Source organism: Caballeronia sp. M23-90, from assembly GCF_053574605.1.
This window is the reverse complement of record NZ_JBSIPA010000045.1, coordinates 1-24,633: the sequence shown is the minus strand read 5'-3', so window position 1 is coordinate 24,633 and position 24,633 is coordinate 1. Positions and strand designations below refer to the sequence as shown.

The 24,633-nt window shown below is 60.4% G+C and carries 24 protein-coding genes and 1 pseudogene; 15 read left to right on the top strand and 10 right to left on the bottom strand.

Going from position 1 to position 24,633, the window contains the following annotated elements:
• Nucleotides 1-20 precede the first annotated feature (20 nt).
• Nucleotides 21-206: a hypothetical protein gene (locus ACRXB1_RS07430; RefSeq protein ID WP_449491628.1), complete on the bottom strand. Its 186-nt coding sequence runs from the start codon at nt 204-206 to the stop codon at nt 21-23.
• Nucleotides 203-883 carry an HAD-IA family hydrolase gene (locus ACRXB1_RS07425; protein WP_449491626.1) on the bottom strand — a complete coding sequence of 227 codons (681 nt, stop codon included), beginning with the start codon at nt 881-883 and terminating at the stop codon, nt 203-205. Before ACRXB1_RS07425 ends, ACRXB1_RS07430 begins: the two co-directional genes overlap by 4 nt.
• Before the next feature lie 77 nt (nt 884-960).
• Between ACRXB1_RS07425 and ACRXB1_RS07420 the strand changes: the two genes are divergently transcribed.
• Nucleotides 961-1,884 (top strand): LysR family transcriptional regulator, encoded by a 924-nt coding sequence (locus ACRXB1_RS07420; RefSeq protein WP_449491625.1) that lies wholly within the window; start codon nt 961-963, stop codon nt 1,882-1,884.
• A 43-nt stretch (nt 1,885-1,927) separates the two neighbouring features.
• Nucleotides 1,928-3,106, top strand: a complete 1,179-nt coding sequence (locus ACRXB1_RS07415) for a pyridoxal phosphate-dependent aminotransferase (protein ID WP_449491624.1) — start codon at nt 1,928-1,930, stop codon at nt 3,104-3,106.
• Here the strand turns inward: ACRXB1_RS07415 and ACRXB1_RS07410 are convergent.
• Nucleotides 3,103-3,582: an Lrp/AsnC family transcriptional regulator gene (locus tag ACRXB1_RS07410; protein ID WP_062001361.1), complete on the bottom strand. Its 480-nt coding sequence runs from the start codon at nt 3,580-3,582 to the stop codon at nt 3,103-3,105. The genes ACRXB1_RS07415 and ACRXB1_RS07410 overlap by 4 nt on opposite strands.
• A 146-nt stretch (nt 3,583-3,728) precedes the next feature.
• On the opposite strand from ACRXB1_RS07410, the gene ACRXB1_RS07405 reads away from it, so the two are divergent.
• Both ACRXB1_RS07405 and ACRXB1_RS07400 read left to right on the top strand, forming a co-directional pair.
• The gene (locus ACRXB1_RS07405; RefSeq protein WP_449491623.1) at nt 3,729-4,904 is read left to right on the top strand and encodes a M20 aminoacylase family protein; all 1,176 of its coding nucleotides are present in this window, start codon (nt 3,729-3,731) and stop codon (nt 4,902-4,904) included.
• The gene (locus ACRXB1_RS07400; RefSeq protein WP_449491622.1) at nt 4,904-6,112 is read left to right on the top strand and encodes a diaminopropionate ammonia-lyase; all 1,209 of its coding nucleotides are present in this window, start codon (nt 4,904-4,906) and stop codon (nt 6,110-6,112) included. Before ACRXB1_RS07405 ends, ACRXB1_RS07400 begins: the two co-directional genes overlap by 1 nt.
• On the opposite strand, the gene ACRXB1_RS07395 is transcribed toward ACRXB1_RS07400, so the two are convergent.
• The gene (locus ACRXB1_RS07395; RefSeq protein ID WP_449491621.1) at nt 6,109-7,329 is read right to left on the bottom strand and encodes an NAD(P)/FAD-dependent oxidoreductase; all 1,221 of its coding nucleotides are present in this window, start codon (nt 7,327-7,329) and stop codon (nt 6,109-6,111) included. The genes ACRXB1_RS07400 and ACRXB1_RS07395 overlap by 4 nt on opposite strands.
• 250 nt (nt 7,330-7,579) lie before the next feature.
• Here ACRXB1_RS07395 and ACRXB1_RS07390 point away from each other — a divergent pair, with 250 nt between their 5' ends.
• Nucleotides 7,580-8,086 (top strand): RrF2 family transcriptional regulator, encoded by a 507-nt coding sequence (locus ACRXB1_RS07390; RefSeq protein ID WP_449491620.1) that lies wholly within the window; start codon nt 7,580-7,582, stop codon nt 8,084-8,086.
• A gap of 24 nt (nt 8,087-8,110) precedes the next feature.
• Here ACRXB1_RS07390 and ACRXB1_RS07385 read toward each other — a convergent pair whose 3' ends face one another.
• Nucleotides 8,111-9,052: a LysR family transcriptional regulator gene (locus ACRXB1_RS07385; RefSeq protein WP_449491619.1), complete on the bottom strand. Its 942-nt coding sequence runs from the start codon at nt 9,050-9,052 to the stop codon at nt 8,111-8,113.
• 112 nt (nt 9,053-9,164) lie between these two features.
• Here ACRXB1_RS07385 and ACRXB1_RS07380 point away from each other — a divergent pair, with 112 nt between their 5' ends.
• Both ACRXB1_RS07380 and ACRXB1_RS07375 read left to right on the top strand, forming a co-directional pair.
• Entirely contained in the window at nt 9,165-10,676 is a 1,512-nt protein-coding gene (locus ACRXB1_RS07380) for a CoA-acylating methylmalonate-semialdehyde dehydrogenase (RefSeq protein ID WP_449491618.1), read from the top strand.
• 191 nt (nt 10,677-10,867) lie between these two features.
• On the top strand, nt 10,868-11,218 hold the full coding sequence (locus ACRXB1_RS07375) for a DOPA 4,5-dioxygenase family protein (RefSeq protein ID WP_449491617.1): 351 nt from the start codon (nt 10,868-10,870) through the stop codon (nt 11,216-11,218).
• A gap of 4 nt (nt 11,219-11,222) precedes the next feature.
• Here the strand turns inward: ACRXB1_RS07375 and ACRXB1_RS07370 are convergent, their stop codons facing one another.
• Nucleotides 11,223-12,239, bottom strand: coding sequence for an AraC family transcriptional regulator (locus ACRXB1_RS07370; protein WP_449491616.1), 1,017 nt, complete (start codon nt 12,237-12,239; stop codon nt 11,223-11,225).
• Nucleotides 12,240-12,315: 76 nt separating this feature from the next.
• On the opposite strand from ACRXB1_RS07370, the gene ACRXB1_RS07365 reads away from it, so the two are divergent.
• Entirely contained in the window at nt 12,316-13,701 is a 1,386-nt protein-coding gene (locus ACRXB1_RS07365; RefSeq protein ID WP_449491615.1) for a dihydrolipoyl dehydrogenase family protein, read from the top strand.
• A gap of 4 nt (nt 13,702-13,705) precedes the next feature.
• Here ACRXB1_RS07365 and ACRXB1_RS07360 read toward each other — a convergent pair whose 3' ends face one another.
• A complete protein-coding gene (locus ACRXB1_RS07360; protein ID WP_449491614.1) occupies nt 13,706-14,725 on the bottom strand; it encodes a LacI family DNA-binding transcriptional regulator in 1,020 nt (339 codons plus the stop codon).
• A 281-nt stretch (nt 14,726-15,006) separates the two neighbouring features.
• Here ACRXB1_RS07360 and ACRXB1_RS07355 point away from each other — a divergent pair, with 281 nt between their 5' ends.
• The 6 genes from ACRXB1_RS07355 (at nt 15,007) to ACRXB1_RS07330 (ending at nt 21,932) form a co-directional block, all read left to right on the top strand.
• Nucleotides 15,007-16,149, top strand: coding sequence for an ABC transporter ATP-binding protein (locus ACRXB1_RS07355; RefSeq protein WP_449491613.1), 1,143 nt, complete (start codon nt 15,007-15,009; stop codon nt 16,147-16,149).
• Nucleotides 16,150-16,160: 11 nt separating this feature from the next.
• Nucleotides 16,161-18,116 (top strand): beta-galactosidase, encoded by a 1,956-nt coding sequence (locus ACRXB1_RS07350; RefSeq protein ID WP_449491612.1) that lies wholly within the window; start codon nt 16,161-16,163, stop codon nt 18,114-18,116.
• A gap of 34 nt (nt 18,117-18,150) precedes the next feature.
• Nucleotides 18,151-19,383 carry an ABC transporter substrate-binding protein gene (locus tag ACRXB1_RS07345; RefSeq protein WP_449491627.1) on the top strand — a complete coding sequence of 411 codons (1,233 nt, stop codon included), beginning with the start codon at nt 18,151-18,153 and terminating at the stop codon, nt 19,381-19,383.
• A 57-nt stretch (nt 19,384-19,440) separates the two neighbouring features.
• Nucleotides 19,441-20,349, top strand: a complete 909-nt coding sequence (locus ACRXB1_RS07340; RefSeq protein ID WP_062001373.1) for a carbohydrate ABC transporter permease — start codon at nt 19,441-19,443, stop codon at nt 20,347-20,349.
• 17 nt (nt 20,350-20,366) lie between these two features.
• Nucleotides 20,367-21,218 carry a carbohydrate ABC transporter permease gene (locus ACRXB1_RS07335; protein ID WP_062001374.1) on the top strand — a complete coding sequence of 284 codons (852 nt, stop codon included), beginning with the start codon at nt 20,367-20,369 and terminating at the stop codon, nt 21,216-21,218.
• A gap of 195 nt (nt 21,219-21,413) precedes the next feature.
• A complete protein-coding gene (locus tag ACRXB1_RS07330) occupies nt 21,414-21,932 on the top strand; it encodes a DUF6622 family protein (RefSeq protein WP_086381578.1) in 519 nt (172 codons plus the stop codon).
• 23 nt (nt 21,933-21,955) lie between these two features.
• Here the strand turns inward: ACRXB1_RS07330 and ACRXB1_RS07325 are convergent, their stop codons facing one another.
• Nucleotides 21,956-22,153 (bottom strand): hypothetical protein, encoded by a 198-nt coding sequence (locus ACRXB1_RS07325; RefSeq protein ID WP_062001376.1) that lies wholly within the window; start codon nt 22,151-22,153, stop codon nt 21,956-21,958.
• A gap of 335 nt (nt 22,154-22,488) precedes the next feature.
• On the opposite strand from ACRXB1_RS07325, the gene ACRXB1_RS07320 reads away from it, so the two are divergent.
• Nucleotides 22,489-22,770 carry a hypothetical protein gene (locus tag ACRXB1_RS07320; protein ID WP_062001377.1) on the top strand — a complete coding sequence of 94 codons (282 nt, stop codon included), beginning with the start codon at nt 22,489-22,491 and terminating at the stop codon, nt 22,768-22,770.
• On the opposite strand, the gene ACRXB1_RS07315 is transcribed toward ACRXB1_RS07320, so the two are convergent.
• Nucleotides 22,764-24,260: an argininosuccinate lyase gene (locus tag ACRXB1_RS07315; RefSeq protein WP_449491611.1), complete on the bottom strand. Its 1,497-nt coding sequence runs from the start codon at nt 24,258-24,260 to the stop codon at nt 22,764-22,766. The genes ACRXB1_RS07320 and ACRXB1_RS07315 overlap by 7 nt on opposite strands.
• A 52-nt stretch (nt 24,261-24,312) precedes the next feature.
• Nucleotides 24,313-24,633 (bottom strand): annotated as a pseudogene (locus ACRXB1_RS07310) (Hsp70 family protein); the annotation flags it as partial.

Here is a 24,633-nt window from a genome sequence, read left to right as displayed (position 1 = left end):
TTACATTCGACTGCCGGCCGTTACTTCTTGCGCTGCGGCGGCAGGTCGGTACACACGCCTTCGTACAACTCGGCGGCCATTCCGATCGATTCACCGAGGAACGCCACGCAGAGCGCGTTCATATGCGCCTGCATGCGTTCGATATTGCGCATCATGCGCGGCCGGTCGATCAGCGCGGCGGGCGTTTCGATCTGGTCGAGTTTCATTGTGCGGAGTCTTCCTTCGATACCTTCGATGAACCGAATTCGCGCAGCCACGGCAGCAACGCATCGAACGTGGGCGCTTCGATTTCGGGTGGCTGTGCGCCATCGACGAGATCAAGGCCTACGCGGTTGTGCCAGTAGGTACGCAAGCCGAGCTTCGCGGTGCCGAACATGTCGTAGCTCGAACCGGCGACGAAAGCGGCGTCGTCGGCGTTTATGTTCAGGCGATCCAGCGCCCGTTGATAAGGACGCGGATCGGGTTTATAGAAACCGGCGTTTTCGGCCGTCACGATCACGTCCCAGTCGATATCGAACAGGTCGGCGGCTTGCCGGCCCAGCCGATCGGAACAGTTCGTGACGATCCCCAGCTTGCAGTGCGGCGCGAGCTTGCGCAATGAATCGCGCGCACCGCTCCACGGCGCGAGTTGCAGCCACTGGGCTTCGAGCGTGCGTGCTGCCGACTCGTCCAGGCCGGTTTGCAACGCGGCCTGACGCACGAGTTCTTCGTAGGGCACATACGCGCCGCGGTTGTAGGTCAGGCGCAGGTATTCCGCGCGCCACGTGCGTCCCGCGGCTTCGCTGCCGGCTGCACGGTTCCACAAGGTCCATGAATCCAGCAGGGCGGTGAGCAGGTCGAAGAGCACCGCTTTCGGGTATGTCGAGGCAGATTGGCTTGGCATGATGGACGCAACTTTACTGATAAAACATTAAGCTATGGTTAAATCCACACACATCTATCCTTAAGAAAAACTGAACGATGGAACTGGCGGATCTCAGGCTTGTCACCACGCTCGCGCGATCGGAATCGCTCAGTGCGGCGGCGCGCGTGCTCAACGTGACGACATCGGCACTTTCCATGCGGCTCAAGAAGCTGGAGGAAACGCTCGGCGTAACGCTCGCCACGCGGGATGCACGAAACATGTCGCTGACCGCCGACGGTGCGCGCCTCGCGCGGGAAGCGCAGGGTCTTCTCACCGCCATTGAAGCGCTTCCGGATACGTTCCGCGATGAAACCGCGCGTCTCGCCGGCCACATTCGCATTGCAGCCCCTTTCGGCTTCGGCCGCGTGCATGTGGCGCCGTTGCTCGCGCGATTTGCGCGGGAGAATCCGGAGATCCGACTGCAACTCGATCTGCTGGAAACGCCCTGGCCGCATAGTCACGACGCCGACGTCGTGATCCAGATCGGCACGGTGCGCGACACGTTGTGGACTGCGCGGCCACTGCTCGCCAACGAACGATGGTTATGCGCGAGTCCGGGTTATATCGCGGCCCGGGGGTATCCGCGTGAACCGCGCGAGATCCTCGATCACGATTGCATCTGCATTCGCGAGAATGATGAAGACGTGACGCTCTGGCGGGTGCGCCGGCGGCGCGCGCAGACCGGCGCCAAGCAATCAACACCGCTCGCACTGCGTGTCACCGCTGCATTCAGTACCAACGACGGCAGTGTTGCGCGTCGTTGGGCCGAAGATGGTTTGGGGCTCGTGCTTCGTTCGCAATGGGACGTGGCGGACGCGGTTGCATCGGGCAAGCTCGTGCGGCTTCTGGGCGAGTGGGACTTTGGCAGCGCGCCGGTCATCGCACTGATGCCATCGCGCAAAGGCCGCTCTTCGCGTGTCCAGGCATTGTTGGCTTATCTCGCGACGAACCTGGGCACGGCCAATAAGAACGGCCGATAGACCGCCGCTATAATCCAACGATTCACTTCAAGGGAGTGGCCGCATGAAGTATTCGAATCTCGTCGAGCGTCTGCAAGGCAAGCGCACGGCCGCGTGGGAAATTCATCACGCGGCGCAGCAAGCCTTCAACAAGGGCGAAGACGTCATCATTCTGAGCGTCGGCGACCCGGACTTCGCGACGCCCGAAGTCATCGTCGATCGCGCGGTCAGTGCATTGCGCGAAGGCGATACGCATTACGCGGATGTGGTAGGACGTGCGCCGCTTCGTGCGGCGATCGCGCGGGATCACGTGCAGCAGACCGGCAATCAGGGTATCGATGAAAACAACGTGATCGTTGTCGCGGGTGCGCAGAACGGACTCTTTGCGACATCGTTATGCTTGTGCGAAGCAGGCGATGAAATCGTCGTGCCCGAGCCGATGTACCTGACTTACGAGGCCAGCGTGCGTGTCACCGGCGCGACGCTCGTACCTGTGGCGGTAGACCCGGCGAAGGCGTTTCATCTCGATTGCGACGCGCTCGAAGCCGCCATCACGCCGCGCACCAAAGCCATTTTCTTCGCCACGCCGTGCAACCCGACGGGTGTCGTGTTGCCGCGTCCGGATCTTGAACGCATTGCGGCGCTGGCGAAAAAGCACGATCTGTGGATCGTCTCGGACGAGGTCTACGCGGACCTCACATTCGATCGCGAGCATGTCAGCATTGCCTCGCTCGACGGCATGGCCGAGCGCACCGTGACGATCGGCAGCTTGTCGAAATCCCATGCAATGCCGGGATGGCGCGTGGGCTGGGTGATCGGTCCGAAGACGCTTGTAGAACACCTTGGACGCCTGGCGCTTTGCATGCTCTACGGTTTGCCGGGCTTCATCCAGCAAGCCGCAATGACCGCGCTCGAAAACCGCCCGAAGATCGTCGCGGACATGCGCGAGATCTACAGACGTCGCCGCGACATTGTGTTCGATCGTCTGCGCGATGTGCCAGGCTTGCATTGCCTGTTGCCGGAGGCGGGCATGTTCATGATGGTCGACGTAACCGGCACGGGCTTGAGCGCCTACGATTTCAGTTGGCAGTTGTTTCGGGCGCAGGGTGTGTCGGTGCTCGATGCCAGTGCGTTCGGAGAAACCGCGGCAGGTTTCGTGCGGCTGGGCTTCGTGCTCGATGAAGCGCGTCTCGCCGAAGCATGCGACCGCATCGCGACCTTCGTAGCGAGTATCAGGCGTTAAGCTGATTCCTCTGGATCATCCAGGGGAATCTTCGTCTCGAACTTCGAGCAGTTCATCGCGAAGTTGCTTTTGAAGTTGCGCACATTGTTGTTCGATGAAAAGAGCCTTCGCGTGAACGCGTGATACGTCTCCATCGAGGCGGAATTCACGATCAGCAAAAAATCGAATTCCCCCGACACCTCGTAGCACGCCATCACGTCACCTTCGCTCATCATGCGGCGCTCGAAAGCGCGCAGGAGCGAATCGTTCTGCTTGTCCAGTTCCACCGATACAAAAATGGTCAGCGGCCGGCCCACGCGCATGCGGTCGACAATCGCGACTTCCTTGAGCAGCACGCCGTCTGCCTTGAGTTGCGCGATCCGGCGCTGGCATGTCGCGACCGATGCGTTGGCTTCCGTTGCGATCACGCGCAACGGGGTGGCCGCGTTTTCTTGCAGCAAGTTGAGGATGCGGACGTCGAGCCGATCGAGTGCCATATGCGGGTCCTGTTTGATCGATGCAGTGTTCTTTGAGTCTAAACGCCGGAAATAGAATCGAATTATCGGCGATAGGTGTATTCGCGGGATTTTTTCTCATGCCAGGTTCTTATACTGGAGTCCATACACGGCAGTGGAGACTTACGATGGATTTCGAGCAGCAGTTGATGCAGTGGCGGCACTGGTTTCATCGTGTGCCGGAGACCGGGTTCGAGGAACACGAGACGAGTGTGTTCGCGGCCGGCGTGCTCGAAGGTTTTGGGCTGGAGGTGACGAGGGGTATCGGCGGGACCGGGTTTGTCGCGAACCTTGTTTGCGGCGACGGGCCCGGCGTGATCGGCCTGCGTGCCGAGATGGATGCGCTTCATATCCACGAGCAGGCGCCTGAGCGCGGCCATGCATCGGTTCATGCGGGGAAGTCGCATGCATGCGGTCACGACGGCCATATGAGCATGGTTCTCGGCGCCGCGAAGTTGCTGTGCGAGCGGCGCGACTTCGACGGCACCGTGCGCTTTATCTTTCAGCCGGCGGAAGAACACGGGAAGGGCGCGAAGGCGATGATCGCCGACAAGCTTTTCGAACGTTTTCCCGTCGATGAAATCTACGGCGTTCATAACATTCCAGGGCTTCGCGCAGGCACCATATCGACGCGCGCCGGTGGAATCATGGCGAGCGAAGACAACTTCGTGATCCGGGTCAATGGAGTTGGCGGCCACGCGGCACGACCGCATATGACGATCGACCCGATTGTGATTGCGGCGGAAATCGTGCTGGCGTTGCAGACGGTTGTATCGAGAAGCGTGGAACCGGGCGTGCCTGCGGTCGTTTCCTGCACCGAGCTTTTCACCGATGGCATCCGCAACGCGATTCCCGGCGAGGTGGTGATCAAGGGCGATACGCGCAGCTACACGCCCGAGGTTCAAAGGCTGCTGGAGCAGCGCATGCGTAGCGTGTGCGAAGGCATCTGTGCTGCGCACGGCGCGCAATGCACGTTCGAATACACGCATGAGTTCGTGCCGACCGTCAACACGCCTCCATGCGTTGCGACCGCGATTGCAGCGGCCACGGCTATTGTGGGTGCGGACAACGTAGACAGCAACGTCGCACCGATGATGATCTCTGAAGACTTCGGCGCGTTCCTCGAAGTGGTGCCGGGCAACTTTGCGTTTATCGGTAATGGTGCCGGAGGCGAAGCCGGTGCGACTCCGCTACACAACGCACGATACGACTTCAACGACGCCATCCTGTCCACCGGCGCGCGCTATTTTGCGGAGATCGTGCGTTTGAAATTACCCGTTGAAAACGTCCAGAGGACAGTCTGATGCTTCAAATCAACGCCAATGCGCGCCGCAATGACTACGACGATTCGCTTCGCCAGATTCTCAACATCCATGCCGCCGATGAAGGCCGCGCGTGGTTATCGGCATGGGACGGGTTGAACGCGGGACCGACGCCTCTTTGGGACTTGCCGGATCTTGCCTCAAGGCTGGGAGTGGGATCGATTCGCGTGAAGGACGAAGGGCATCGATCGCCGTTGGGGAGTTTCAAGGCGCTTGGTGCGCCGATCGCATTGATGCGGCTGATTAAAAGGCTCTTCCAGGGCCACGATCTTGACGCTGCAAAACTGATCGATAGGCACTATACGACGCTGCTGCGCAACCTCACCGTGATCAGCGCAACCGATGGCAACCATGGCCGCGCATTGGCCGCGGCGGCGCGCAGTATCGGTTGCCGATGTGTGATCGTGTTGCACAAGCACGTGAACGATGAACGGCGGCTGGCAATCGCGGCACTCGGCGCGGAGATCGTGCAGATCGAGGGCAACTATGACGAGTCGGTGACGGAAGCCGCGCGGCTTGCGAAGGAAAATGCCTGGCACGTCGTGTCCGATACCTCGTACGACGGTTACGAAACGATTCCGCGCGACGTGATGCAGGGTTATGGAACCATCGCTGCGGAAGCAATCGAACAAAACGATGGCCGGCCCTATACGCATGTGTTCATTCAAGGCGGGGTGGGTGGATTGGCTGCCGGGGTGATCAGCTATTTTGCAGAGCGCGACGGTGAGCGACGGCCGCGTTTCATCATCGTGGAACCCGATCAGGCCGAGTGTCTTTATCAAAGCGCGCTTCGAGGACATGCAGCCCATGCAACGGGTTCCGTGGATTCCGTCATGGCCGGACTCGCATGCGGAGAAACGTCGCCGCTGGCGTGGCGCTTTCTAAGCGTTCTCGCCGACGCGTTCATGACCGTGTCAGACGAAGCCGCCATCGAAGCCATGCGCATTCTTGCTGCCGGTTCAAAGCGCGATATTCCCGTCGTGGCGGGAGAGTCCGGAGCGGCTGGACTTGCGGGATTGATTCAAGCGAATGGCGACGCAAAAGAGCGCGTTGCGCTTGCACTCGATGAGCATTCGCACGTGCTCTTGCTGAACACTGAAGGCGCTACCGCGCCAGCGTTGTATCGGCAATTGACGTCGTTGCGCGCAGAGGACGTGCTCCACGCGCAACGACAATGGCAAGGTGCTTAAGCTACGACAGTGACATTCGGATCGGCGGCATCGAACGCGGCTGTTCTATCCGCTGCCGGCGGATAAATCCACTCGGTACAGATCTGGCGCTTGAGCGCTTTCGCTTCGTTGCCAACGAGCTTGATCTGCCTGTCCCATCCTTCGGTGAAGACCGCGCCCCACGACCCGAGATCGAGACACGTCACATAAACCGGTTGACGATAAGGTAGAGGCTCGCTGCCAAGCATGTCGGCCGCCACGTTATGTCCCGCGAACCGGCCCATGTTCATTGCATGCTGGCATGACATGAGCGCGTGATTGCCGAGGTCGTCGGTGGTGGCAAAAGCGACGTCGCCGGCGGCGAATACATCGTCCACTCCCAGCACGCGCAAGTTCGCATCCACGTGTAGACGCCCGAGCGGATCGCGCTCGGCGTTGAGTTGTTTCGTCAGCGAATTGGCGCGCATGCCTGCTGTCCAGATCACCGTCTTCGCCTCGATACGCTCGCCGTCCGACGTAACGATGCCATCAATATCGATACTGCTCACCGCAACGTTCAGACGCACCTCGATGCCGAGTCCGGTCAACGCCTGCTCAATAACCGGCCGCGGCCCGGCGCCCAGGTCCGGACCCACCGCGCCCGCTTGCTCGATCACGATCACCCTGACTGCAGTGTTCGCGCCTAGGAACGAACGCAAGCGTTCGGGCAATTCCGTCGCGATTTCGATCCCGGTGAAACCCGCGCCTACGACAACAACCGTATTTCGCGCGGACGAATCAGGCTGATTGGCGAGGCCACGCAGATGCGCTTCCAGACGCGCGGCGTCGCTGATCTGATCGATGCTGAACGCGGCCGTGTCCAGGCCCGGAACGCGCGGACGAAACAGCGCGCTGCCGCTGGCGAGCACCAGCCTGTCGTAGTGCACGGTGAATGTGCTGCCGTCCGCATTCACTGCTTCGACAGTGTGATCCGCGGCCTTGATATCGCGCACGCTGCCTTGGATGAAGCGGACGCCGGTTGCATCGAAGAGCGGCAACAGCGGCGCTTTCAGACCAAGCGGGTTGGTTTCATGAAGGCGCGGGCGAACATGCAACTGGGGTTCGGGCGCAATCAAGGCAACTTCGATGGGCTCGCCGTTCGTATTCGCGGCATCGATCAAACGAGCTGCGCCAAGCGCGCTCCACATGCCGGCGAAGCCGGCGCCTATCACCAGAATTCTCTTGGGACTATCAGTCATTTTTCGCTTTCAATTCGTTAATCGGGTCGCCGTAATTTCCAGCGATAACTACGACTGTACAAGTCGTAGATAGATCTTGCAAGTGCGATGATGTCGCACATCGATCCGAATATTGCATGTCGCTATATGGAGAGATAGCCGTCAGGAATATGCAGATGACGCGATTTTCATCGCTGAGAAGACGAGCATTGCCTCCCGCCTCCGGATGGAATAGAATGCCTAAACTAGGATTTGATGAGTCGGAGATGGAATGAGTCACATCAGTTCAGGCGTCGAGTACGCGCTGCATTGCCTGCTGTATCTGACCGACGCGCCGGCTGGTGTCAGCGAGGCGAGCGTGCGGGATCTGGCGGAACTGCAGGGATTGTCGGTGGATTACGTGGCGAAGCTTTTCACCAAGCTTCATAAGGCCGGCTTGACGGTCGCTACCGAAGGCGCACGTGGAGGATTTACGCTCGCGCGTCCTGCCGAGCGCATCACTGTGCTCGACGTGGTGCAAGCCATCGACGGACCCAAGCCGCTTTTCGATTGCCGCGAGATTCGCGCGCGCTGCGCGATTTTCGGCGATACCGCTCCCAAGTGGGCCACAAGCGGCACATGTTCCATTCATGCGGTCATGATCGAGGCGGAGAAGCGCATGCAAGAGGTGCTCGAAGCGCAGACACTCGCGGGACTCGCGGCGCGCACCGTGGCGAAAGCGCCGCGCACGTATCACGCCGAGATCGTGAACTGGATCGACAAACGCGCTGCAAGCTAAAGCGTTGGTTTTCAAACACCGACGCTAGTCCGAAAATCCATCCTCGAACGTCTTGCGCAAATACGATACAAACGCCGTCACCGCGCGTGGCACGTGGGAAGCATACGGACGTACCACATAAAGCTGCTCTGCAAAAACGCCGGTAGGTTGCCAATCGGGCAACAGGCGCACGAGTTGACCGGCGCGTAGCGCGGCTTGGGCGCTGAAGTCAGGGACCAGTGCAACGCCGAGATCATCCAGAGCGGCGTCGCGCAGGGTCTCGCTGTTATTCGCCGAGAACGGTCCGTTGATAGGCACCGTGACGCGTCCCGTGACGGACTTGCGCCCGGTCGTGCGTTCGAAGGTCCACGCGGGGGCCTCTTGCGCGCGCGGGTAAAAGAGGCAATCGTGCGCGGCCAGTTCCTGCGGCGTCGAAGGCGTGCCACGACGCTTCAGATACGCGCGTGTCGCCACGATCACCGAACGCGTCTTGCACAGCGTCCAGGCAACATGTGTTTCTGGCGCGACGGCGCTGTGTCGAATCGCGAGATCGAAACCCTCGCTCGCGAGCGAGCTGATCCTGTCCGATACTTCCAGTTGCACGCGCACTTCAGGGTTTGCCCTCAGGAACGCCGATAAATGCGGCACGAGCTGCTGCCGCGCAAACGCGACCGGAGCAGTCACACGCAGCTCTCCACGTGCAATTCCTGCCGAATCGCGTACGCCCGCAAAGCTCTGCGCAATGCCTTCATACTGCCCGCGCGTTTGATCGACAAGACGTTGTCCTGCCTCCGTCAGCCGCACACTGCGCGTGGTGCGCTGCACCAACGACACACCAGCGGCGCGCTCCAGTTCGACTATTCTTTGACTCATGGCCGCCTTGCTCACACCAAGCCGGGTGGCTGCGCGCGTATAGCTGCCTTGCTGCGCGAGGATTGTCAGCCAATAGAGATGCGTCCAGAGAGACTCGACTCGTTGCGTTTCCATATGCCCATTGTTCACCATAGAAAACAATCATTTCAATCATAACGTCTTTGCAGACGTGTCCCGGGTTCTTACACTCGACAGACTTTCTACCAAACCAATCAGGTGCCTCATCATGCAAAGCTTCAGCGATCGCGCGGACGTCGGCCATTTCATTCAGGGCCGTCGTGTACCCGGCACGGGAACGCGCACCCAGCCGATCTTCAACCCGGCGACGGGCGCCGAAGCGCGCACGCTGCACCTGGGTGATGTTGCCGATGTCGACGCAGCCGTCGCCGGCGCAAAGAAAGCGTTTGCCGGCTGGAGCGAAACCCCGCCGATTCGCCGTGCACGCGTGATGCTGCGTTTCCTGGAGTTGATGAACAAGCATCGCGACGATCTTGCCGCGATCATCACAGCCGAACATGGCAAGGTTTTCAGCGACGCGCAGGGTGAGGTGTCACGCGGTATCGATGTGATCGAGTTTGCTTGCGGTATCCCGCAACTCCTGAAGGGCGATTTCACGGAGCAGGTGTCGACAGGTATCGACAACTGGACCACGCGTCAGGCGCTGGGCGTCGTTGCCGGCATCACGCCGTTCAACTTCCCTTGCATGGTGCCGTGCTGGATGTTCCCGGTCGCGATTGCAGCGGGCAATTGCTTCATCTTGAAGCCGAGCGAACGCGATCCGTCGGCATCGCTATTCATGGCAGGGTTGCTGCAGGAAGCCGGTTTGCCCGATGGCGTGTTCAGCGTCGTGCAGGGTGACAAGGTCGTGGTCGATGCGCTGCTCGTGCATCCCGATGTGAAGGCCATCAGCTTCGTGGGCTCCACGCCGATTGCGAACTACATCTATCAGACTGGTGCGCAGCACGGCAAGCGCGTGCAGGCGCTCGGCGGCGCGAAGAATCACATGGTCGTGATGCCCGATGCCGATCTGGATCAGGCTATCGATGCACTGGTCGGTGCGGGTTACGGATCAGCCGGCGAGCGTTGCATGGCGATTTCGGTTGCGGTGCTCGTGGGCGATGTCGCTGACAAGTTGATTCCGCGGCTTGCCGAGCGGGCGCGTTCGCTGATCGTGAAGAACGGCATGGAAGCCGATGCCGAGATGGGCCCGATCGTGACGCGTCAGGCGTTGGAACGCATTGAAGGGTATATCGCGCTGGGTGTGGAGGAGGGCGCTTCACTGGTCGTCGACGGACGTGGTTTCAAGGTGCCGGGGCACGAGGAAGGTTTCTTTACCGGCGGCACGCTGTTCGATAACGTGACACCCGAGATGCGCATCTATAAGGAAGAGATTTTTGGTCCGGTGCTGGCGTGCGTGCGGGTCAAGGACTTTACCGAAGCGGTCGATCTGATCAACGCCCACGAGTTTGGGAACGGCGTGGCCTGCTATACACGCGATGGCCACGTTGCACGTGAATTCGGTCGCCGTATCGAAGTCGGGATGGTGGGGATCAATGTGCCCATTCCTGTGCCGATGGCCTGGCACGGGTTTGGTGGCTGGAAGCGCAGCCTTTTCGGCGATATGCACGCTTACGGCGAGGAAGGGGTGCGGTTCTACACGCGGCAGAAATCGATCATGCAACGGTGGCCAGAGAGCACCGAGAAGGGCGCCGAGTTTGCGATGCCTACGAGTAAGTAAGGGGGTTGGTTTGTAGCCCGGGGCCGGCCCTGTTGGTTGGGGGCGGTGCCGGGTTGCTGCAATTTAGGCGTTCGCGCGGTCGTTGTTAGTTGCATGTCCTCCGCCAACCCCAAGCACCCCTCATCCGTTTTGGCTAAACTCAGGAATCGCCGCACACGTGCGGCAGCCACTTTCCGAGCCTCACGCCATCCATGAACACGCCCACCGTTTCTCCCGTCGTATCGTGGCATGCCCACGTCTACTTCAACGCTTCGACCCGCGACACCGCCTGGCAACTTCGCGAGGAAATCGCTAGCCGCTTGGGCGACATCCTCCAGGTCGGACGCTTTCACGAGAAACCTGTCGGTCCACATCCGCAGTGGTCGTATCAGCTCGCGTTCGAGCCCGGCCAGTTCGCCGTTATCGTGGAATGGCTCACGCTAAATCACGGTTCACTCGATGTCTTCATCCATCCCAATACCGGCAACGCACTTCGTGATCATCGCGATGCCGCCGTCTGGATCGGACACTCGCACGAACTGGTGCTCGGCAGCCTGATGTAATCGCCTAGCCACCCGCTCGCGCTTGCCGGTATGCGCCCGGGCCCACACCATACGTATCCTTGAATTTCTTGCTGAACGCCGATTCGGATTGATACCCCACGTCGTCGGCTATCTCCGCGATGCTCTTCGCCGTTCGCGTCAACAACATTCCCGCGAGCTGCATGCGGATGCGTGTGAGCAAGGTCATTGGCGAGTCTTCGGTCAACGCACCGAACGCTCGCGCGTAAGTCGCGCGTGACATCGCCGATTGCTGTGCCAGCATTTCGATCGTCCACTTCTCCGCAGGCCGCTCCAGCATCGCAATGACCGATGATCCAAGACGCGGATGCGCAAGCAACGCGAGGACGTCCGCTTTCGACGGCTGTTGCGCCAGATGCGCGCGCAGCAGCATCGTGAAAAGCGCAGTGGACAACGCCGATATGATCGAGTGTGCCCCCGGCTCCGCCTCGCTCGACTCGCGCCGCATCATGCCGACCATCCGCGTCAGGTCGGGAACATCATCGCGCTCGAACGACATTTTCACGATGTCAGGCAGCACATCGATCAGCAACGCATTCGCCGCGTAGTTGAATTTCCCGCATAGCAGATCGAGACTCGCCGCATTCGGCCCGCAGTTCGTGCGCACGGTCACCGCGCCGTTGTAGTGACTCTCCATCTCGCGTGGCACGCTTTGATCCGACGATTCCTCGCCCTGCAGCACATGCGCATCGCCGCGCGGCAACATCACGATATCGCCGGTTTCCAGCCTTACATCCGCCTGTCCTCGAAACTTGAGCAGACAGCTTCCGGCAAGCACGACGTGATACACGGCCTCGCTCGGCGGCGCGGGCGGATGGTCGAGTGTCCACTCGCCGCTCAGGAGGCAGCGCAGATCGAGCGCGCCTTGCAGGCGGGATAACTGGATCAGCCGGTCGAGCGCTTCCATGTGATTACCCGGTAGAAAAGGATGGCGTAGCGATCTTACCAGCGCGTGTTCCAGCGCCATGAGACGCGCGAGCAGTGATTCGAGCCGACTCGACATGGGCTTTCCATGCCGCGAGGTCTACATTTCAGTCACAGCACGGGCGTGGCCCGCGACCAAATTCAAAGGAGCTGAAATGTCTACAGTCGAAAAGTTCGAATACGTATTCCTGGGCGGCGGAAAAGGCGGCAAGACGCTCGCCATGGAACTCGCCAAATCCGGCAAGCGCGTTGCCGTGGTGGAGGAAGGCATGATCGGCGGGTCGTGTATCAACATTGCGTGTATCCCGAGTAAAGCGCTCATTCAAAGCGCACGGATCATGCATGCCGTTCAATCTGCCGACATCCTGCAAGGCGGCGCGCATGACAACAAGGTCGATATGACGAAGGTGCATCGGTATGTGCGTGACGTTGTGGACGGCATGGTCGATATCAACGCGAAAGCGTTCGCTGCGTCAGGCTTCGATCTGATTCTCGGTACAGGAAGTTTCGTGGCGCCCCGCCGCATTCAGGTCGCCATGAACGATGGCAACCAACGTGTGGTGGAAGGCGAACATGTGTTCATCAACACGGGTACATATGCAGCGGTTCCCGACGTCTCCGGTCTGCGCGATGCCAATCCGATGACCCACGTGGAAGCGCTCGCGCTCGACGCCTTGCCGGAACATCTGATCGTGATCGGGGGCGGTTATATCGGGCTGGAAATGGCGCAGGCGTTTCGCCGGCTTGGCAGCAGGGTGACGGTCTTGCAAGAGGCGCCGCGCGTTGCAATGCGCGAGGATGCCGACGTAACCGATGCAATCGAATCCGCGTTCGCGAAAGAAGGAATCGATGTCCGCGTCTCGGTGAAGGCGCTGCGTGTAAGTGGTCGTTCGGGCGATTCGGTGACGGTGGACCTCAACGATGGTTCGAGCCTCCAAGGTTCGCATATCCTCGTAGCGACGGGACGTGTGCCGCGCACGGCGAACATCGGTCTGGAGGTCGCGGGCGTCGAACTCGATACACGCGGCTTCATCAGGGTCGACGAGCGCCTTGCGACCTCCGCGCCGAACACCTGGGCGATCGGCGAAGTGGCCGGCACGCCGATGTTCACGCACGCATCGTTCGATGACTACCGCGTACTGAAGTCACAACTTGCGGGCGGCACGCTGACCACGCGCGATCGCGAAATTCCGTACGCGTTGTTCATTGAACCGGAACTGGCGCGCGTGGGCTTAAATGAAAGCGATGCGCAACGCCAGGGGATCGCGGTGCGCGTCGCCAAATTGCCGATGGCCGGCATCCCGCGCGCCCGCACGACGGGCGACACGCAGGGCTTCATGAAAGCTGTCGTAGCGGCGGATTCGGACCGCATCCTGGGTTTCACAATGTTCGGTTCGAACGCAGGCGAAGTCGTGGCCGTGGTGCAAATGGCGATGCTCGGCAAGCTTCCGTACACCGCGTTGAGGGACGCGATCCTCGCGCATCCGACTATCGCAGAAGGGCTGAATCTGTTGTTCGCGAAGGTTCCGGAACGGGCGTAAAAAGCTACCTGCGTACGGGTCCCGTCGATGCGCGTTGCACCAGCACAGGTTGGGGCGCAACGCGCATCGGCGCGTCCTGGTCGCGGCCGCCGCTCTCTATCAGCGCTTCGAGCAATTCGACGGCCATTGCGGCGGCGGCATCGGTGGGAACGGCTATGGTCGACAAACCCGGCCGCGATTCCCGTGCAAGCTGAATATCGGTGATGCCGATCACCGACAGGTCTTGCGGAATCCGCATGCCGCGATCGGCGGCGGCGTGCATCGCACCGAGCGCGGGCAGGTCGTTGGTCGCGAAGAGGGCGGTGAGGTCCGGCTGTGCGCTCAGCAAATCGCAAGCGGCATCGTAGCCATGTTGCACTTCATCGCGCGTAAAACGCACGTCCTCCTCCAGGTGCGCAACGCCGGCCTCGTGCAACGTGTGGCAAAACCCTTCATAGCGCGCGGCCTGCACACCGTCACGCTGGCTTGCGACGATTGCGCCTATGCGTGTGTGCCCCAGGTCCAGCAAGTGTTGCGCGGCGAGCGTTCCGGCCGCAAAAAAATCGACCGCCACACAAGGCACTCCCGGCGATACATCCGGCCGTTCCCACATGCACAACACAATCGGCGTGCCGCGCGCGAGGGTCTTCTCGAGGTCATCGAAGTCGAGTTTCGCGTTCATCACCAGCACGCCTTCCGACAACGTCCCCGCAATCTGATCGAGATACGCACGCGCAATCACCGGATCTTCGTTGGTGTTGCACACAATCAGAAAGCGGCCGTTCTTGCGCGCCGCGCGTTCGGCGGCGAGCGCGAACTCCGGATAAAACGGATTCGCGATGCTCGACACCATCAGCGCGAGCGTCGGCGCGCTGCCTTCGGCAAGTGCGCGCGCGGTCAGATGCGGCCGATACCCCAATGCATCCACTGCATCGAGCACACGTTGCCGCGTCGCCTCGCCGACCTTGCCGCGCTTGCGCAGTACGTTCGATACGGTAGCGGGCGTGACGCCTGCGCGCGCGGCAACTTCGGCCAAAGTGGTCATCGAATCTCTAGGGAAGGGTTAACGCGAGTCGGAACGTCGCCTAAGTTCCGCGAACGCACGGTTATGTGCAAGCATCGTCGCCGTGTCTCATATTTTGGGATGGCTTCCCGGCATTTGTATAATTCCTGGGAGACGGCTAGATTTGCGTCCAAGGCAGTTCAAAAACACAAAGACGGAGACAGCCAGACAAGGCGATCCTGTACAGGGATCGTTTTTTCACCGGCGGAAGGTTAAGCGCTTAACCTTCTTTTGTCTCCTCGGTAAAACACGGAGACGTCGGCATGGCGAGCATCTCTTTACGGTCAGTTCAGAAAGCGTACGGCGACCACGCGCCGGTGATCCGCGACGTGGATCTGGAAATCGGCGCGCATGAGTTCTGCGTGTTCCTGGGTCCTTCGGGATGCGGGAAATCGACGCTGCTGCGCATGATCGCCGGTCTCGAGGACATTACGGACGGCGATCTTTATATCGATGGAAAACTCGTCAACGAGGTGCCGGCCGCGCAACGCGGTGTAGCGATGGTGTTCCAGAGCTACGCGCTCTTTCCGCACATGACGGTCTACCAGAACATGGCGTTCGGGTTGACGCTCGCGAAGACGCCGAAAGACGTCATCGACAAAAAGGTGAGGGAAGCTGCTCGCGTACTGCAACTCGACGCCTTGCTCGAAAGACGGCCCAAAGAGTTATCGGGCGGACAACGTCAGCGCGTGGCGATCGGCCGCGCGATCGTGCGCAGCCCGAGCGTGTTTCTCTTCGACGAACCCCTTTCCAATCTCGACGCCACGCTGCGCGGACAAACGCGCGTGGAGATCGCGCGGCTGCATAAACAGTTCGATAAAGCCAGCGTCGTCTACGTGACGCACGATCAGATCGAAGCCATGACGCTGGCCGACAAGATCGTGTTGCTGCACGCCGGCGCCGATACCGCGAAATACGGCAGCATCGCGCAAGTGGGGGCGCCGCTCGAGTTGTATCACCGGCCGAAGAGCCGTTTCGTGGCTGGGTTTATCGGCTCACCGCGGATGAATTTCCTGCCCGCGCGCGTGGTCTCGGGCAATGCGGAAAGCGTGTTGATCGCGCTCGACGGCACCAGTGAACAACTCGAAGTCCAGGCAAACGGCGATGCGTTGACGCCGGGCCAGACCATCACGCTCGGCATTCGTCCGGAGCATCTTGAACCGATCGCAAGCAACGCGTCACAACAGCAGATCACGCGCACGGTGTCGCTCGTCGAACAGCTTGGCGAGCACAGCTATCTGCATCTGGAGCAAGCCGGCGGCGCTGTTCTGATTGCCAAGGCGCCAGGCGACAGGACGCCGAAACAAGGCGAGAACGTCGCGTTCAATGTGCCGGCCGCCTCCTGTCATCTTTTCACCGAGGACGGCTTCGCCGTCACGTCGGCCGTCATTCCCCACTTTGCGTAGGAGCGCTTCGCATGCGTCTTGGAGTCTGTTATTACCCGGAACACTGGTCCGCCTCGATGTGGAAAGACGATGCGGCGCGCATGAAGGCGCTGGGCATCGACCGTGTCCGGATCGCCGAATTCGCGTGGAGCCGGATCGAACCGTCGCCGGGTGAATATCAATGGGACTGGCTTGATCAGGCGATCGATACGCTCGCCGATGCAGGCCTGAAAGTCGTCATGTGCACGCCGACCGCAACGCCGCCGAAGTGGCTGATCGACCGTTATCCGGACATCTTGCCCATAGGCGCCGATGGCCGCCCGCGTGCATTCGGCTCGCGCCGTCATTACGATTTTTCGTCGCCTTCGTACTTCGAGGCATCGCAGAAAATCTGCACGGCGGTTGCCGAGCGATACGGCAAGCATCCAGCCGTCGCGTTCTGGCAAACGGACAACGAGTACGGCTGCCACAACACGGTAGTCAGTTATTCGCCGGCTGCACTGCAGCGCTTCCGGGCGTGGCTCAAGCAACGCTACGCAACCATCGACGCGCTCAACACCGCGTGGGGCACGGTCTTCTGGAGCATGGAATACCGCAACTTCGACGAGATCGATCTGCCGGTCGCGACCGTGACGGAAGCGCATCCGTCGCACCGGCTGGATTTCCGCCGTTTCTCCTCCGATGAAGTCGTGCGCTTTAACCGCATGCAAACCGACATCATCCGTGCGCATTCGCCGGAGCGTCCGGTCGCGCACAATTTCATGCAGCTCTTCACGGAATTCGATCACTACAAGGTGGCCGCGGACCTGGACATCGCGACGTGGGACAGCTATCCGCTGGGTGCGCTCGAAGAGCAGTGGTTCGACCCGTCGATCAAGGCAAAGTGGCTGCGTACCGGGCATCCGGATTTCGCATCGTTTAATCACGATGTGTATCGCGGGATGTCGAAGCTGCCGTTCTGGGTGATGGAGCAACAGCCCGGACCGGTGAACTGGGCGCACTGGAATCCGGCGCCCCTGCCGGGCATGGTGAAGCTGTGGAGCTGGGAGGCGTTCGCGCATGGCGCGGGATGCGTTTCGTATTTCCGCTGGCGTCAGGCGCCGTTCGCACAGGAGCAAATGCATGCGGGTTTGAATACGCCCGATAACCAGCTGGATCTGGGTGGCGAGGAAGCGTCGCTGGTCGCGAAGGAAATAGATCGTGTCGTGACAGAAGACGGCGAGCTGCCCGTCGCTGCGAAAGTTGCACTGGTCTGGGACTATGAAGCGAAGTGGCTGTTCGAGATTCATCCGCAAGGCGTCGATTTCCACTATCCGCGATTCGCGTTCGAGTACTACAGCGCGTTGCGAAGCCTGGGACTGGACGTCGATATCGTGCCGGCCGACGCGCCCCTGGACAAGTACAAGCTGATCGTGGTGCCGCCGCTGCCGGTCGTGCCTGACGACTTTGCCGCGAGGCTTGCCGCAAGCGGTGCGCAAGTCGTGCTGGGACCACGCACGGGATCGAAGACGCAGAATCTCACCATTCCCGATGCGTTGCCGCCCGGCGCGGAACTCGCCCAGTTGATTCCAATGCGCGTCTGGCGCGTTGAATCGATGCGTCCCAACGTGACCGAGAAGGTCGGGCAACGCGGCGAAAGCCGTCACTGGCGTGACCTGATTGAAGCGGGCGAAGGCGTGCAGATCGAGAGCAACTTCGCCGATGGTCATCCCGCGATCCTGCGTCATGGATCGATCCGTTACCTTGCGAGTCTCTTCGACGACGCCCTGACGCAATCGATCTTCCAGGATGCGGCGAAAGCAGCGGGACTCGATGCAGAACCGCTGCCCGAAGGCATTCGCGTTAGCCGGCGCGGGCCGCTTACGTATCTCTTCAATTACAACTCAACGGCTCACAGGATCACTGATGCAGCCAGCTTCATAGTCGGGCAGGAGGAAGTAGAACCGCAAGGCGTCGCGATTTACAAAGCAAACAACACTCATCAATGAGGAGACACGCATGAAAATTTTCACTGGTAATGGAATGCGCAACGGATTGACCGGCGTCGCTCTGGCCGTTGCCCTGGCTACAGCGAGCATTGCGCAAGCAGGCACGCTCACCGTGAACATCGCGTTCAAGGGTGCAAGCCAGCGCACGGTCTGGCAACAGACTTTCGACGCTTTCAAGAAGGCGCATCCGGATATCGATGTGAAGGTGTCCTTCGTCGATGAAGAAGCGTACAAGGTCCAGCTTCCCGGCTGGCTCTCGACTGTCGCGCCGGATATCGTGAACTGGCACAACGGCGAACGCATGGCGTATTACGCGAAGCGCGGGCTGTTTGAAGACCTGACGCCCGACTGGAAGAAGAACAACTGGGACGCCATGTATGCGTCGACGAAAGAATCGTCCACGTATAACGGCAAGCAGTACTCTGCGCCGACCGTGTACTACTCGTGGGGCATGTTCTACAGAAAGGACTTGTTCCAGAAGGCCGGGATCGCAGCCGAGCCGAAAACCTGGCCTGAATTCCTCGACGCCTGCAAGAAACTCCAGGCCGCGGGCATTGCGCCGGTCGCGGTCGCCGGCCGCGATGCATGGACGCTTGCGGGCTGGTTCGATTACCTCGACTTGCGCATCAACGGCAACGCGTTCCATCAGAAGCTGATGGCAGGCGACGTGCCTTATACCGACCCGCGCGTGAAGAAGGTCTATACCGCATGGAAGGAGCTGATCGACAACAAGGTCTTTATCGAAAACTCGCTCTCTTACGATCTCGACGCGGTGCAGCCGTTCCTGTTCCAGGGCAAGGCCGCGATGATGCTGATGGGCACGTTCATCACCGCCGGCTTCCCGCAGAACATCAAGCCGCAGATGGGCTACTTCCAGTTCCCGATCATCGACAGCAATGTGCCGACCGCCGAAGATGGTCCGGTGGAGTCGCTGCACATTCCGTCGAAGGCGAAGAACAAGGCGGACGCCCATACGTTCCTGGCTTTCGTGGAGACACCCGAGATCAGCGCGCAGCTCGCAAAGGGTCTTGGCTCCCTGCCGGCGAACAGCAAGGCGCCGGAACCGGACGATCCCATTTCGAAGATCGGTTTCCAGATCTTGTCGCAGACGAAGGGCGGTATCGCGCAATTCTATGACCGCGACATGACCAAGGAAATGGCCGATGAAGGCATGAAGGGCATGCAGCAGTTCGTCTCCGATCCGACGAAACTCGATGCAATCCTGACGCAGCTCGAAGCCACGCGTAAGCGCATTTACAAGAAGTAATGCGGGACGGCGGCCCGCGTGCGATGGGCCGCCTTTTTGAAGGACAGGGAGCACTGTATGTCTGAAACCCTCAGCGTTGCGGCGGCCAAACCGAAGCGTCGCAAGCGGATGTCGGCAACTGCGCGGCAGCAGCGGCTGGCCGCGTTCCTGTTCCTGGCGCCGGCGTGCATCATGGTCGCGATCTACGTGATCTGGCCGATCATTTCCAGTGTCACACTCAGTTTCTACAACTGGGACGGGATGACGGAGAAGACCTTCGCGGGCTTCGATAACTACATCGAATTGTTCCATGCTCCGACGTTCTATACGGCGCTCAAGAACAATGTGCTGTGGCTGATCCTGTTCCTGCTCGCGCCGCCGATGGGTCTTGCCGTCGCGTTGTATCTGAATCAGGCGGTGCGCGGCATTCGCGTGGTGAAGTCGCTGTTTTTCGCGCCGTTCGTGTTGTCGGGCGTTGTGGTCGGCCTGATGTTCAGCTGGTTCTACGACCCGACATTCGGCTTGCTGAAAGTCATTCTGGGGCACGGTGTGCCCGTACTCGGCGACGCACGATACGTCACCTTCGGCATCATCTTCGCGGCGCTCTGGCCGCAGACCGCGTATTGCATGATCCTGTACCTGACCGGCCTCACATCGCTCAACTCCGAGCAGATCGAGGCGGCGCGCATGGAAGGCGCGAAGGGCTGGACCATGTTGTGGCACGTGATCCTGCCGCAACTCCGGCCGACCACGTTCATGGCGATCGTGGTAACGATCATCGGCGCGTTGCGCAGTTTCGATCTGATCTCCGTCATGAGCGGCGGTGGTCCGTACGAGAGCTCGACCGTGCTCGCCTATTACATGTACGACCAGGCGATCAAGTATTACCGCATTGGTTATTCGGCCGCGATTGCCGTCGTGCTGTTCGCCATCATGATGGTGTACATCGTTTATCACTTGCGCAGAATGCTGCGGACCGAACGTTAAGAAGTCAGGAGCGCACTATGTTTCCAATGCCCGTCGCCAAATGGAAGCCCGTCAACCGGGCGCTTTACAAGCTGTCGTTGCCGGTTGCGCTCGTGATCTGGCTGTTGCCGCTGATCGCGGTGATGGTCACCTCCATTCGTTCCTCCGATGAACTCGTCGAAGGCAACTACTGGGGCTGGCCACGGCACTTTTCCCTGATAGCCAATTACAGCGATGCACTGACGACATCGCCCATGCTCCACTACTTGTGGAACAGCGTGCTGATCACGGTGCCGTCGGTGATCGGGTCGATCGTACTTGCATCGATGGCCGGCTTTGCGCTGGCCATCTACAACTTTCGCGGCAACACGGCGTTGTTTGCGACCTTCGTCGCGGGCAACTTCGTGCCTATCCAGATCCTGATGATTCCCGTGCGCGATTTGTCGTTGCAGCTTGGCATCTTCAACACGGTCGGCGCGCTGATCCTCTTTCATATCTCGTTCCAGACCGGATTTTGCGCGCTGTTCCTGCGCAACTTCATCAAGCAATTGCCGTTCGAACTGGTCGAGGCGGCGCGCATTGAAGGCGCGAACGAGTGGACGGTTTTCTTTCGAATCGTGCTGCCGTTAATCCGACCGGCTTTGGCGGCGCTCGCCATTCTTGTCTTCACGTTCGTCTGGAACGATTACTTCTGGGCGTTGTGTCTCACGCAGGGCGACGAGGCTGCGCCAATCACGGTCGGCGTGGCCGCGCTCAAGGGGCAATGGGTGACGGCGTGGAACCTGGTGTCGGCGGGGTCGATCCTGGCCGCGTTGCCGTCGGTCATCATGTTCTTCGCGATGCAACGGCATTTCGTGGCCGGACTGACATTCGGTGCGACCAAGGGCTAAGAAGACTTGTCTCGACGCCGGCGGGTCCGCCGGCGGTTCTGCATACGAATCGATCTATCCGTCTCCATAAATTTTTACAATGGAAAGATGCATTGACGATCGTTTTGAATCGCGTCAGAATATTTCCACTGTAAAGATTAAGCGGTTTCATTTCGGATTTCACGCGGCCGACGGCCTGCGATCAAGGAGAGGCTCATGTCTATCGAAGCGATTTTGCACGGCACACCGGTTTGGGTCTGGATTCTATTGGCCTATCTCCTTTCACGCGGTTTCAAGGCGATGAAAGGCGGCACCGCGCCGCTCACTAAACTGGCGATCGTGCCCGTCATTTTCACCGGCTGGGGTTTGCTGAACCTGTTCAAGGAACCGGCTGCAGGATGGAACACCGGGCTCGCCTGGGTTCTCGGCGCGGTGTTCGGAATCGGGATTGGCGTCGTGCTGGCTCGCCGCTCCGGAATGACGGTGGATCGTGCGCTGAAGACGGTCACGCTGCCGGGGTCGGTGGTGCCGCTAGTGCTGATGCTGCTGACGTTCGTATCGAAGTTCTGGCTGGGTGTCGAGTTGGCGGTCATGCACGCCGGACCGGACTCGATGTACGTGGTGCTCGGGGGTCTGGTGTCCGGGCTGGTCGCCGGGATCTTTGCGGGGCGTTTCCTGATGTATTGCCTCGCGTTCCGGCCGGTATCGGCAGCGACGATGGGAGAGCGCGCCTGAGCTTGAAGCCAAGGCGCCTGTTTTCAATCGGCTTTGCGCCGCACCGGATTGGGAAGCCCAAGCTTTGATGGCACGCTCGCGCCCGTGCCAGTGAATATCGCCTGGGCCGCGGATGCGCGGTTCAGTTCATCCGATGCCGAATTCGGCAACGCAATCGTGATGAAAAAGACAGCCAGCATGGCAATGAGTATGGATGCCAGCCATGTGGTGACGTGAATCATGGAGTTTCTCCAGGGTCAGGTTCGAGCGCTCGGGATGACAGGAGCAATGAGCGCGCCACGAACGGTCATCTTCAGAATAGACGAGCGCGGCGCTTGGCGCAGCCCTACTTACGCAGGGTGCCGCGAAGCGGAGTCCTGACTCGGCAAATGCGCAAATCCCTGTGAAATCGACCATGCGCGGCCTATAACTCAAGATGCAGGGCGCACCGACCGCTTCACTTGACTCCACTTCACGCCTGTCTGCCCTGCGACAATTTGGCGAAGCACATACAGAAAAGTGGCGAGCTGCTCAGGAAAGCTCCCGGGTGACGCGCCTGGTTTCGAGGAGCATCGAAATGAAAACCCGTTTGTTTTTTCTAAGCAGCGCGCTGCTGATTGCAATGTCGGGAAGCGCTGTCGCACAGGACAGTCAGCAGGACATCCAGCAATATTCCCAGCCCCAGGTTCGCCCGAGCGGCCAGGCTGGCGTCCTGCACGACGCGAACACCTCGGCGCAGGCCACGTCCGACACATCGTATGGCGGCATGCCCGATACACGCAGCGCCACGAGCAGCATGTCGCGCCCGCGCCAATGCGTGGGCGGTTCAGTGCAATGCGATGTTTTCTTTGGTCACTGACCGGATACCTTGCTGAAGTCGGTGTCGAGCCGGGCAAGCGAACTTGAAATATGCGCGCGGTTATCCTTGATCCACGTGTCCTGATAGGCCACGCGCGCATTCGCTTCTTTTAGCATCCGCGCCATCTCGACGGGCTGCGGCCCGCCCGTGGTCGCGCGGTTGTTCACGATCGCCACCGGGTTGAGCGTCGAGCGGAACTCCGCTTCGCTCATTGGCAGATCGCCGGCGTAGGGTGTGCCCGCGACGGTCTGCGTGTAGATGCGCTGTGCATCGGCGTAAGGGAAGTCGAGCGGCTTGATGTCCTTTTGCCGCGCATATTCCACCACGTTCGACGCGAAATGATGGCCGACGCGGAACGGCAATTTGTACTTGCGCATGAGTACATCGGCAACTTCTTGCGATGCGGTCCAGTCGCTGTTGAGTTCTTCGAGCGCGCGCTCCGGGTTGATCACGAGCGAATTCATCACTTCGTTCCAGCCCTTGAGCGCGTCGATACCGCTTTCGATCATCTCCGTATTCGCCTTCACGTCCTTCGGATCGCTCATGCCGGGCGGCAGGTTGTGCGCCTGCATGACAACGCCCTCGGCCTGCGATATTGCCGTCGATGCATCCGTGCGCGTGCGGATCAGCAGTCCCGGATTGCGCTTTTGCGGCATCGCGCTCGAGACATACGTGTTCGCGCCGCCTTCCTGCAACAGGATCCACGGACGCGATTCGGCGTATTGCGTCATCACGTCCTGGATGAAAGCGCCGGTATGCAGCCCCACGCTCGTGACGATCGCGCCGGCTTCGACGGGTTCATCGACGGAAGAAATCTGCGACGCGTCGTAGGCGTTATCGACGATCGCATTGAAGCCGAGATACTTCGCCATGCGCTCGCGGTCGAGCGGCCAGCTTGTGCCGTTCAGGACGGTCGTGCCCATCGATGAACGGTCCACACGTTTGTACGCTTCGCGGATTCGCTGTGCATCGCGGTCGAGGCCTGCAACAAAGCCGAGCAGATAGTGGCCGTAGCTGTTGGGCTGGGCGGCCACGCCGTTCGTGTAGTTCGGCACGACGGTGGCCTTGTACTTATCGGCGAGACGCACGATGGTCGCGGTCGTCGTGTTGAGCTGGTCGGCAAGGTTGAGCAGGTCGTCGCGCAGGATGGCCGAGCGGTAGGTGGCGTGCATGTCCTGGCTCGAACGTCCGGCGTGCAGCAGCGTGATGTCCTCGCCGGCCGCCTTGATGAGGAGCGGCTCGAACGTGATCACCGTCTTCGGGCGCTTGGCGCCGGGCTGGTTTCCATCCGCGATCACCTTGGCCACGCCCGCGGCGAGACGCGGGGCCATGGATTTGTCGAGCAGGCCTTCGTCCGTGTTGATGACAACGGTCGCCTTGTTGATTTCGCCAAGCCAGAAAAATTCGTCGTGTGGCGGGATCTGTTGTGCAAATGCCGGCGAAGCGCAAAGCAGAACGGCTGCGGGGAATGCCCAGCCATGCAGTCTCATGATAGGAATGGTCGCGGGTTGGGAAGCCGCGATTATAAAAGCGCCGTTATCTTCACGTACTGGTGACGAGTTTCAATCCCGGCGGCAACGATTCGCCGAACACGCGGCCTTCGTCGGCGTTATCGAGTTCCACGACTTCACTGACCATTTCGCCCCAGCTTTTTGGCGCGCCCGCATTGTCGAGCCGATGAACCACGCGCGCCCGGAGGTCTTCAGGCAGATCGCGCGACCGGTCGCCGGTCAAACGCGCGATCTGCGCCGCGGCGAACGCGGCCGGTTCGACCTTCTTCCAGTCGAGCGCGACAATTCGTTCAAGCCACTGCGCCGCGATATCCGGCGGCACCACGCCATGCGCGCTGCCATAGAACGGCCA